The sequence below is a fragment of the Helicobacter pylori genome (assembly GCF_002832345.1).
Lineage (GTDB): Bacteria > Campylobacterota > Campylobacteria > Campylobacterales > Helicobacteraceae > Helicobacter > Helicobacter pylori_CP.
This window is the reverse complement of the sequence record NZ_PHLZ01000036.1, coordinates 1-10,319: the sequence shown is the minus strand read 5'-3', so window position 1 is coordinate 10,319 and position 10,319 is coordinate 1. Positions and strand designations below refer to the sequence as shown.

The 10,319-nt window shown below is 40.2% G+C and carries 9 protein-coding genes and 2 pseudogenes; 7 read left to right on the top strand and 4 right to left on the bottom strand.

Annotated elements, in window-relative coordinates; all coding sequences use genetic code 11:
- Nucleotides 1-75, bottom strand: a pseudogene (locus tag CXY28_RS08210) (glycosyltransferase family 8 protein); the annotation flags it as partial.
- A 190-nt stretch (nucleotides 76-265) separates the two neighbouring features.
- Here CXY28_RS08210 and CXY28_RS08205 point away from each other — a divergent pair.
- On the top strand, nucleotides 266-1,573 hold the full coding sequence (locus CXY28_RS08205; protein ID WP_100980435.1) for a hypothetical protein: 1,308 nt from the start codon (nucleotides 266-268) through the stop codon (nucleotides 1,571-1,573).
- Between the two features lie 6 nt (nucleotides 1,574-1,579).
- Here CXY28_RS08205 and CXY28_RS08200 read toward each other — a convergent pair whose 3' ends face one another.
- A complete protein-coding gene (locus CXY28_RS08200) occupies nucleotides 1,580-2,242 on the bottom strand; it encodes an outer membrane protein (RefSeq protein ID WP_100966421.1) in 663 nt (220 codons plus the stop codon).
- A 287-nt stretch (nucleotides 2,243-2,529) separates the two neighbouring features.
- Between CXY28_RS08200 and CXY28_RS08195 the strand changes: the two genes are divergently transcribed.
- The 6 genes from CXY28_RS08195 to CXY28_RS08170 all read left to right on the top strand — a co-directional run bounded on the left by CXY28_RS08195 (nucleotide 2,530) and on the right by CXY28_RS08170 (nucleotide 8,017).
- Nucleotides 2,530-3,090: a pyruvate flavodoxin oxidoreductase subunit gamma gene (locus CXY28_RS08195; RefSeq protein WP_000486466.1), complete on the top strand. Its 561-nt coding sequence runs from the start codon at nucleotides 2,530-2,532 to the stop codon at nucleotides 3,088-3,090.
- Between the two features lie 15 nt (nucleotides 3,091-3,105).
- A complete protein-coding gene (locus CXY28_RS08190) occupies nucleotides 3,106-3,498 on the top strand; it encodes a 4Fe-4S dicluster-binding protein (RefSeq protein ID WP_000656174.1) in 393 nt (130 codons plus the stop codon).
- Between the two features lie 9 nt (nucleotides 3,499-3,507).
- A complete protein-coding gene (locus CXY28_RS08185; RefSeq protein ID WP_100980434.1) occupies nucleotides 3,508-4,731 on the top strand; it encodes a 2-oxoacid:ferredoxin oxidoreductase subunit alpha in 1,224 nt (407 codons plus the stop codon).
- A 12-nt stretch (nucleotides 4,732-4,743) separates the two neighbouring features.
- Nucleotides 4,744-5,688 (top strand): thiamine pyrophosphate-dependent enzyme, encoded by a 945-nt coding sequence (locus CXY28_RS08180; RefSeq protein WP_100978022.1) that lies wholly within the window; start codon nucleotides 4,744-4,746, stop codon nucleotides 5,686-5,688.
- Nucleotides 5,689-5,796: 108 nt separating this feature from the next.
- Entirely contained in the window at nucleotides 5,797-7,119 is a 1,323-nt protein-coding gene (purB, locus tag CXY28_RS08175) for an adenylosuccinate lyase (RefSeq protein WP_100980432.1), read from the top strand.
- A 64-nt stretch (nucleotides 7,120-7,183) separates the two neighbouring features.
- On the top strand, nucleotides 7,184-8,017 hold the full coding sequence (locus CXY28_RS08170; protein ID WP_100980430.1) for an outer membrane protein: 834 nt from the start codon (nucleotides 7,184-7,186) through the stop codon (nucleotides 8,015-8,017).
- Between the two features lie 10 nt (nucleotides 8,018-8,027).
- Here the strand turns inward: CXY28_RS08170 and uvrB are convergent, their stop codons facing one another.
- Together uvrB and CXY28_RS08160 are read right to left on the bottom strand one after the other, a co-directional pair.
- Complete coding sequence (uvrB, locus tag CXY28_RS08165; RefSeq protein WP_100951446.1) at nucleotides 8,028-10,004, bottom strand: excinuclease ABC subunit UvrB; 1,977 nt, start codon at nucleotides 10,002-10,004, stop codon at nucleotides 8,028-8,030.
- 49 nt (nucleotides 10,005-10,053) lie between these two features.
- Nucleotides 10,054-10,319 (bottom strand): annotated as a pseudogene (locus tag CXY28_RS08160) (hypothetical protein); the annotation flags it as partial.

The following is a 10,319-nucleotide window of genomic DNA, read 5'->3' as shown; positions in this document are numbered from 1 at the left end:
ATTCTTATCAAAAGCAAAAGCGATAGGAATATGAAAATCTTGTTCTTTAAAAGAATGGCTTGAAGCTGAAGTCATAAAAAATTAAACACCCTTTTTTAATGGCTATTTTATCAAAAAAAAAAAAAAAACCGAACTTGAAAGGGTTCTGTTTTTGGTTTTTATGCTGTTTTTAAAGCAAATTAATTTAAAATCGCACTTTGTCTTTAAGTGCCGCCATTTTAAATGTTGCAATTTTAAAAGATGATGAAAGGGGATGAATTCTGATTTGATTTTCTTAAAAAAATCTCTTTATGCGTTGTTAATTTCAAGTTTTTCAATACCACCCTTAATAAAAGCGGCTAGTTTTGTCTATGACTTGAAGTTCATGAGCTTTAATTTCAATTTAGTGGCCCCAAACAACAACCCCTATTGGAATAGCCTAACCAAAATGCAAGCCCGTCTCATGCCTCAAATTGGCGTTCAATTAGACAAAAGACAGGCCTTGATGTTTGGAGCGTGGTTCATTCAAAATTTACACACGCATTATAGCTATTTCCCTTATTCGTGGGGGGTTACGATGTATTACCAATACATAGGGAAAAATTTGAGATTTTTTTTAGGCATTGTGCCACGAAGCTATCAAATAGGGCATTACCCTTTAAGCGCTTTTAAAAAACTTTTTTGGTTTATAGACCCTACTTTTAGGGGAGGAGCGTTTCAATTCAAACCGGCTTATGATCCTAACCGCTGGTGGAATGGGTGGTTTGAGGGCGTTGTTGATTGGTATGGGGGGCGTAATTGGAACAACTGGCCCAAAAAGAAAAATTACGATTTTGATCAATTCTTGTATTTTGTTTCTTCAGAATTTCAGTTTCTTAAAGGGTATTTAGGTTTGGGAGGACAGCTTGTCGTTTTTCATAACGCCAGCCATCATAGCATGGGCAATAATTACCCTTACGGCGGTAATTCTTACTTAAAACCAGGCGATGCAACCCCGCAATGGCCCAATGGCTACCCCTATTTCAGTCAAAAAAATAACCCACAAGGCGGAGAAATAGGGAAATACTCTAACCCTACCATTTTAGACAGGGTTTATTACCATGCCTATTTAAAAGCGGATTTTAAAAATCTCATGCCTTATATGGATAATATCTTTATGACTTTTGGCACGCAGTCGTCTCAAACCCATTATTGCGTGCGTCATGCTAGCGAGTGCAAAAACGCTCAATTTTATAACAGCTTTGGGGGGGAATTTTACGCTCAAGCGCAATACAAGGGCTTTGGGATTTTTAACAGATACTATTTTTCCAACAAACCCCAAATGCACTTTTACGCCACTTATGGCCAATCCCTTTATACCGGATTGCCATGGTATAGAGCCCCTAATTTTGACATGATAGGGCTTTATTATGTTTATAAAAATAAATGGGTGAGCGTGCGAGCGGATGCGTTTTTTAACTTTTTAGGTGGGGGCGATGGGTATCATTTGTATGGGAAAGGGGGTAAGTGGATCACTACCTATCAGCAATTCTTAACCCTAACCATAGACACACGAGAGTTGATTGATTTTGTCAAATCTAAAACCTTTAAATAACTATATCTAAAAATTATAGATATAATTGAAATAGGCGACCGGTAAGCGGTGCCATAAAGTGGTAGTGACCAAGCCATCAATATTCTCGGTTTTAGTGTTAGGAATGACAGGGAATTTCAACCCGAAAGTGATTTCATTGTGGAAAAAGCCAAAACGAAAACCCACTTTCACAAGCAATTGGAAAAGCGAATTTTCTTTGCCTAAATATTGAGCGATAATCCCATGCATAGTCTCTCCTGGCATGTAAGTCGCCCCAGCGATGCCTAAGCCAAACTCCAACCCCAAAAACATCTTTGGCGAATTGAAAGCGTCCCACAAACCGCTAAATTCCAAACCATAGGTAGAAATATAGGATTTGTGAGAAGAAAAGGTCTGATCATAAAACAACCCGTAACGAAAACCCACATGCTCTACAGCTTGCGTTTTAGCCACAAATTTCCCCCCTAACACCACACCAAAGCCATTGCCGGTCATGAAATACGATTTATCTATAGAACTGGTGCTAAAAGATGTGTTGATCGCGCTAAGCTGATACCCAACCCCTAAATAAAACGTATTCCTATCCGCAAATTTAGGTTTTTTTGATTTTTCATCAAGCTCTGCCTCTGCGGCTTGAAGCGATGATAATAACGCCATGCCCATCAATATTTTAATTGTTGTTTTATTCATAACCCAATTCCTTTTGTTATCCTGCCCCACACTTGCCCTAATAGACTAAGATCAAATCACACCCTAATAATAACAAAGTTTAAAATAAATATTAGTGGTTTTTATTAAGAACGCCTATCTTTTTAGAATAAATAGCCATAAAATAGCCATAATCCTTGTGGGTATGCCCCCATTTTCCTATAAAAATTCCTAAAAAGATATTGTTATAAGACACATTAATAGTTTTTCTTGTATAATTTTAGGCTGAATTCAATTTATTTTATACGATATTAAGGAGACATACTATCATGTTCCAAATAAGATGGCATGCGCGAGCTGGTCAGGGTGCTATCACCGGTGCTAAAGGGTTGGCTGATGTGATTTCAAAAACAGGCAAAGAAGTGCAAGCGTTCGCTTCTTATGGTTCAGCTAAACGGGGGGCTGCTATGATGGCTTATAACCGCGTTGATGATGAGCCTATTTTAAACCATGAACGCTTCATGCAGCCTGATTATGTGCTGGTGATTGACCCTGGTTTGGTTTTCATTGAGAACATTTTCGCTAATGAAAAAGAAGACACGACTTATATCATCACTAGCTACCTTAACAAAGAAGAATTGTTTGAAAAAAAACCTGAATTAAAAACCCGTAAGGTGTTTTTAGTGGATTGTTTAAAAATCTCTATGGAAACCTTAAAACGCCCTATCCCCAACACGCCCATGTTAGGGGCTTTAATGAAAGTGTCTGGCATGCTTGAAATTGAGGCTTTTAAAGAAGCTTTTAAGAAAGTTTTAGGCAAAAAACTCACGCAAGAAGTCATTGACGCTAACATGCTCGCTATCCAAAGAGCTTATGAAGAAGTTCAATAACATTAAGGATTAAAGATGAAAGATTGGAATGAATTTGAAATGGGAGCGGTGCTCTTCCCTTTTGAAAAGAACGCGCAAAGCGAAATGGAAAAACACAATGATGAGCGCCATTACACCGAGCAAAGTTATTTCACCACTTCAGTGGCTCATTGGCGCGTGGCTAAGCCTGTGCATAACAATAATATTTGCATCAATTGCTTTAATTGTTGGGTTTATTGCCCAGACGCTGCCATTCTTTCAAGAGAGGGCAAATTAAAAGGCGTGGATTATTCTCATTGTAAAGGCTGTGGCGTGTGCGTGGATGTCTGCCCCACCAACCCTAAATCGCTATGGATGTTTGAAGAGCAAATTGAGCCCGCTACCGCTCTCACTCAATGGCCACAAAAACAAGAAAAGAAAAAATCATAAGGAAAAAATATGGCAAGAAGTATTGAATTACAAGAGATAGAAGTGTGGGATGGCAACACCGCTAGTTCTAACGCTTTAAGACAGGCTCAAATTGATGTCATCGCAGCCTATCCTATCACCCCATCAACGCCCATTGTGCAAAATTATGGTTCGTTTAAGGATAATGGCTATATTGATGGCGAATTTGTTTTAGTGGAATCTGAACATGCCGCCATGAGTGCATGCGTGGGAGCTGCAGCAGCTGGAGGGAGAGTCAGCACTGCGACCAGCTCTCAAGGTTTGGCGTTAATGATAGAGGTTTTATACCAGGCTTCTGGCATGCGTTTGCCTATCGTTTTGAATTTAGTCAATCGCGCTTTAGCAGCCCCTTTGAATATCCATGGCGATCATTCTGATATGTATTTAAGTAGGGATTCAGGCTGGATCAGTTTATGCACATGCAACCCCCAAGAAGCTTATGATTTCACTTTAATGGCGTTTAAAATCGCAGAGCATCAAAAGGTGCGCGTGCCTACTATTGTCAATCAAGACGGGTTTTTATGCTCGCACACCGTGCAAAATGTCCGCCCTTTGAGCGATGCAGTGGCTTATCAATTCGTAGGCGAATACCAAACCAAGCATTCCCTTTTGGATTTTGATAAACCGGTAAGCTATGGCGCGCAAGCTGAAGAAGAATGGCATTATGAGCATAAAGCCCAACTCCACCATGCCATCATGAGCGCGTCTTCTGTGATTGAAGAAGTGTTCAATGATTTCGCTAAACTCACAGGCAGGCAATACCATTTGACTAAAACTTTCCAGCTAGAAGACGCTGAAATCGCTATCTTTGCGTTAGGCACTACTTATGAATCCGCTATTGTGGCGGCTAAAGAAATGCGTAAAAAAGGCATTAAGGCCGGCGTGGCTACCATCCATTCTCTGCGCCCCTTCCCTTATGAAAGATTGGGGCAGGATTTGAAAAATCTTAAGGCTCTAGCGATTTTAGATAAAAGCTCTCCAGCGGGCGCTATGGGGGCGATGTTTAATGAAGTAACGAGCGCGGTGTATCAAACGCAAGGGACTAAACACCCCGTGGTGTCTAACTACATTTATGGTTTAGGCGAAAGGGATATGACGATCGCGCATTTATGCGAGATTTTTGAAGAAATCAATGAAGACGCTCTTAAAGGCACGCTCACGCACCCTACCCAACAATTCGTAGGCTTGCGCGGCCCTAAAATGAGCTTTTTTTAAAAAGGAAATATCATGGTAAAAGAAGTCAAAACACTCAAAGGTTTTAGCCAAAGCGCTGAGAAATTTCAAGGCTCGCACTTGCTTTGTCCGGGTTGTGGGCATGGCATCATTGTGCGCGAAGTTTTAAACGCGGTAGATGGGCCTATTGTTTTAGGCAATTCTACCGGTTGTTTAGAAGTATGCTCGGCGGTGTATCCGCACACTTCATGGGATGTGCCTTGGATTCATATTGGTTTTGAAAATGGCTCTACGGCGATTTCAGGGGTGGAAGCGATGTATAAGGCTTTAGTGAATAAGGGCCGCTATCAAGGTCAAAAGCCAAAATTTGTGGCGTTTGGAGGCGATGGGGCTAGTTATGATATTGGTCTTCAATTCATCAGCGGTTGCATGGAAAGAGGGCATGACATGACTTACATTTGCTTAGATAATGAAAACTACGCCAATACCGGCGGTCAAAGAAGCGGCTCTACGCCATTAGGGGCTAGCACTTCTACCACACCAGCGGGATCGGTGAGCTTTGGTAAAAAAGAAAAGAAAAAAGACATCGTCAATATCATGGCAAGCCATGGGGTCCCTTATGTGGCGCAACTCTCGCCTAACAAATGGAAAGACATGAATAAAAAGATTAAAACCGCACTAGACACTGAAGGGCCTTGCTTTATCAACGCTCTTAGCCCATGCACAACTGAATGGAAATTTGATTCCAATAAGACCATTGAATTAGCGGATATGGCTGTGGATAGCTTGATGTTCCCCTTATTTGAAATCTTTAATGGCAGGGAATTGAAAATCACTTACCGCCCCAGAAATATCATTCCTGTAAGGGATTATTTAGTGGCTCAAAAGCGCTTCAAACACCTTTTCAAAAAGGAAAACGAACACATCATTGAAGAATTGCAAAAAGATGTGAATGAGCGTTGGGAATACTTGCAACGCAGAGAAGAAGCTAAAGTATAACTCTTACTTAAATCAAGGGGCTTTCTTGCACCTTGTGCGATTTTTCCCCTTGATTCTTTAAACCCCTTTAAAGTAACATAAATCCCATTTTGATTGTAAGGATTGTCGGTGTTAGAACGCTATGCGAATGAAGAAATGAAAGCCTTATGGAATGAGCAAACCAAGTTTGAAACCTATTTAGAAGTGGAAAAAGCTGTCGTTAGGGCGTGGAACAAGCTTGGGCAAATCCAAGATAGCGATTGTGAAAAAATCTGCGCAAAAGCGGCATTCAATCTTGAACGCATCAAAGAAATTGAAAAAACCACTAAGCATGATTTAATCGCTTTCACTACTTGCGTGGCTGAAAGCTTGGGCGAAGAGTCTCGCTTTTTTCATTATGGGATCACTTCTAGCGATTGCATTGATACGGCTATGGCGTTATTGATGACCAAAAGCTTAAAGCTCATTCAAAAAGGCGTTCAAAACCTTTATGAAACCCTTAAAAACAGGGCTTTAGAGCATAAAGACACGCTAATGGTAGGCAGAAGCCATGGGGTGTTTGGCGAACCCATTACTTTTGGCTTAGTGTTAGCCCTTTTTGCTGATGAAATCAAACGGCATTTAAAAGCCTTAGATTTAACGATGGAATTTATCAGCGTGGGAGCGATCAGTGGGGCTATGGGGAATTTCGCGCACGCCCCTTTAGAATTAGAAGAATTAGCGTGCGGATTTTTAGGCTTAAAAACCGCCAATATCAGCAATCAAGTCATTCAAAGAGACCGCTACGCTAGGCTTGCATGCGATCTGGCTCTTTTAGCGAGCAGTTGTGAAAAAATCGCTGTCAATATCCGCCATTTGCAACGCAGTGAAGTCTATGAAGTGGAAGAAGCTTTTTCAACAGGGCAAAAAGGAAGCTCTGCGATGCCTCACAAAAGAAACCCCATATTGAGCGAGAATATCACCGGGCTTTGTAGGGTGATTCGCTCTTTTACTACCCCTATGCTAGAAAATGTCGCCTTATGGCATGAAAGAGACATGAGCCATAGCTCTGTGGAGCGTTTTGCCTTGCCCGATCTGTTTATCACTAGCGATTTTATGCTCAGCCGCCTAAATAGCGTGATTGGAAATTTGGTGGTTTATCCTAAAAACATGCTTAAAAATTTAGCTTTGAGTGGGGGGTTAGTCTTTTCGCAACGAGTGTTATTGGAATTGCCCAAAAAAGGTTTGAGCCGAGAAGAAAGCTATAAAATCGTGCAAGAAAATGCGATGAAAATATGGGAGATTTTGCAACAAGGCGCTTTTAAAAACGCTGATGAAAATTTGTTTTTAAACGCCCTACTCAACGATGAACGCTTGAAAAAATATTTGAGCGAGGATGAAATCAAAGCATGTTTTGATTACAGCTATTACACTAAAAATGTGGGGGCGATTTTTAAAAGGGTGTTTGGATAAGGCGCGTTTTTAAAAAAACAAAACTATAAAATAAGCGGTAAAAATTGAAGTTTTAAGGGGTTTTTTGAAACGAGCGTTATACTTAATTTTAGGGCTTTCTTATGCCTTGCATGCGGATAATTTTAAAGATGTTTTGACTAAAGGGGATTACACTTTTTTTAACAAAAAGGTGGTTTCGCCCATCAAACGCTATGCGGATAGATCGGCGTTTTATCTGGGGCTTGGGTATCAGTTAGGGAGCATCCAGCACAACTACAGCAATTTGAATTTATCCCAACAATTCAATAAAAGCCAAATCATTTTTAGCGATGGCTTAAGCCCTGTTTTTAAAAATTCGTATGTGTCTAATGGTCTTGGCGTTCAGGTGGGCTACAAATGGGTGGGTAAACATGAAGAAACGAAGTGGTTTGGCTTCAGGTGGGGGCTGTTTTATGATTTGAGCACTTCTCTTTATGGCCAAAAAGAATCGCAGTCTATTATCATTTCCACTTATGGCACTTATATGGATTTATTGCTTAACGCTTATAATGGGGATAAGTTTTTTGCCGGGTTCAATCTGGGGATCGCTTTTGCCGGGGTGTATGACAAATTGAGCGATGCGTTATTGTACCAAACTCTTCTTCAAAACACTTTTGGCGGGAAAGTGAATTTAAATGGCTTTCAGTTTTTGGTAAATTTAGGGGTTCGTTTAGGGAATAAACGCAACCAGTTTGGCTTTGGGATTAAAATCCCCACTTATTATTTTAACCATTATTATTCCATGAATAATATTAGCAATAATAGTGAAGATGTCCTCAAAGTTTTACGATTTTTAGAATACGGGATCAACAGCTTGTTATACCAAGTTGATTTCAGGCGCAATTACTCGGTTTATTTCAACTACACTTACAGTTTTTAAGCGATAGCGTTTAAAGCGTTCTTAATTGAGCGATTTCGTCTCTCAAACGCATCGCTTCTTCAAAATCCAAATTTTTCGCGCATTCTCGCATTTTTTTATCCAATTCTTTAATAATTTTTTCCCTTTCACTTTTAGGCATTTTGTCTTTTTTTAAGGCTTTAGCGATTCTAATCTCATCGTCTCTTAATTTCAACTCCTCTTCTAAAGCGCGAGTAACGGTTTTGGGGGTGATGTTATGGATTTTATTAAACTCTTCTTGTTTGGCGCGCCTGTAACTCGTGATCTCAAAGGCTTTTTGCATGCTTTGAGTGATCTTTTTAGCGTATAATAAAACCTTACCATTAGCGTTTCTAGCGGCTCGCCCCATGGTTTGAATAAGGCTTGTTTCGCTCCTTAAAAACCCTTCTTTATCCGCATCCATGATCGCTACTAAAGAAACTTCAGGCAAATCCAACCCCTCTCTTAAAAGATTGATCCCTATTAAAATGTCAAATTCCTTAAGCCTTAAAGAGCGGATGATGTGATTTCTTTCAATCGCATCAATTTCACTATGCATGTAACGCACCTTCAAGCCCCATTCAGCATAATATTTGCACAATTCTTCTGCCATTTTTTTAGTGAGCGTGGTGATTAGCACCCTTTCACCTCTAGCCACCACTAGCTTGATTTCATCAAATAAATCCTGGACTTGCTTATCGCTGTCTCGCACTTCAAATTTAGGGTCTAAAAGCCCTGTAGGGCGAATGATTTGCTCAGCGACATTCTTTTGAGAAAGCTCTAATTCTAGCTTATTGGGCGTAGCGGATACAAAAAGGAACTGGCAATTTTTATGGATAAATTCATCAAATTTTAAAGGGCGGTTGTCTAAAGCGCTAGGCAATCTAAAACCATATTCCACTAAAACGCTTTTCCTGCTCATATCCCCTGCATACATCCCCCCAAATTGCGGCAAACTCACATGGCTTTCATCTACAATGACTAAAAACTCTCGCTCAAATATCCCCAAATAATCAAACAAGCAAAAAGGCGTTTCGTTAGGGGCTTTACCGGTAAAATGGCGCGCATAATTTTCAATGCCCTTACACACACCCGTCGCGCTAATCATTTCTAAATCATGCTCGGTGCGTTGTTTGAGGCGGTTGTATTCAAGCATTTTATCCTGCTCTTTAAAAAATTTCAATCTTAGAGCGAGTTCATTTTCAATGCTTTTAATGGCTAAATTCAACCTCTCACTCCCTACGGCAAACTGACTGGCCGCATAAAGCATGACAGAATCCAAGCGTTTGATTTCATTTCTTTCTAAAGCGTCAAAGACCGCAATTCTTTCTATCTCATCGCCAAAAAATTCAATCCTAATAAATTCAGCGTCATTATAAGCGGGGAAAATATCCACGCATTCCCCTGTCGCTCTAAAGCTCCCCCTATCAAACACCACTTCATTACGGCTATAACCCATTTCTACTAGCTTTAATAAAAAGCTCTTGTAAGCGCGCTTCTCGCCCACTTTGATTTTTTCCATGACTTTTAAATATTCTTCAGGGTTACCCAAACCATAATTAGCCGAAACGCTCGCTATCACGATCACATCATCATAACCTAAAAGCGAGGTGGTCGCGCTCAATCTCAAACGCTCCAAATCATCGTTAATAGAGCTGTCTTTTTCAATGAATAAATCCCTCCTAGGGATATAGCTTTCAGGCTGGTAGTAATCAAAGTGGGAGATAAAATACTCCACCCTATTATGCGGGAAAAACGCCTTAAACTCGCTATAAAGCTGCGCGCATAAGGTCTTATTATGGCTCATGATCAAAGTGGGTTTATTGGTTTGAGCGATGATATTAGCCATCGTGTAAGTCTTACCGCTCCCTGTAACCCCCACTAGAGTTTGATAATGGTTGTTATTTTTCAAGCTTTTCGTTAAAGCTTCTATGGCTTGGGGCTGATCGCCTGCTGGTGGATAAGGGCTTTTTAAATCAAATAAAGGCATCTTTAAAACTCACATTTTTTAGGGGTATTATAGTGGTTTTTAACACGCCTTATTCAATCTCAAAAAAATCAATGTTTTGATAATGATCGGTCTTTTTCGCTTCGTTAATCTCGTTTGTGGCTTGTTGCTTTTCTTGCGTTAGCGCTTCAAGGCTTTGCGTTTTGTTTTCGGTTATTTCATTGTTGGCGCTTTCTTTAGCGTTGTTAATGTTAGTTATCGCTTGGGTTTTGTTTTCGGTTATTTCATTGTTGGCGCTTTCTTTAGCGTTGTTTATGTTAGTTATCGCTTGGGTTTTGTTTTCGGTTATTTCATTGT

Excerpts from the sequence above, each read along its gene's own strand:
- CXY28_RS08200 (WP_100966421.1), bottom strand. The coding sequence starts at position 2,242 with ATGAATAAAACAACAATTAAAATATTGATGGGCATGGCGTTATTATCA.
- CXY28_RS08195 (WP_000486466.1), top strand. The coding sequence starts at position 2,530 with ATGTTCCAAATAAGATGGCATGCGCGAGCTGGTCAGGGTGCTATCACC.
- CXY28_RS08190 (WP_000656174.1), top strand. The coding sequence starts at position 3,106 with ATGAAAGATTGGAATGAATTTGAAATGGGAGCGGTGCTCTTCCCTTTT.
- CXY28_RS08185 (WP_100980434.1), top strand. The coding sequence starts at position 3,508 with ATGGCAAGAAGTATTGAATTACAAGAGATAGAAGTGTGGGATGGCAAC.
- CXY28_RS08180 (WP_100978022.1), top strand. The coding sequence starts at position 4,744 with ATGGTAAAAGAAGTCAAAACACTCAAAGGTTTTAGCCAAAGCGCTGAG.
- uvrB (WP_100951446.1), bottom strand. The coding sequence starts at position 10,004 with ATGCCTTTATTTGATTTAAAAAGCCCTTATCCACCAGCAGGCGATCAG.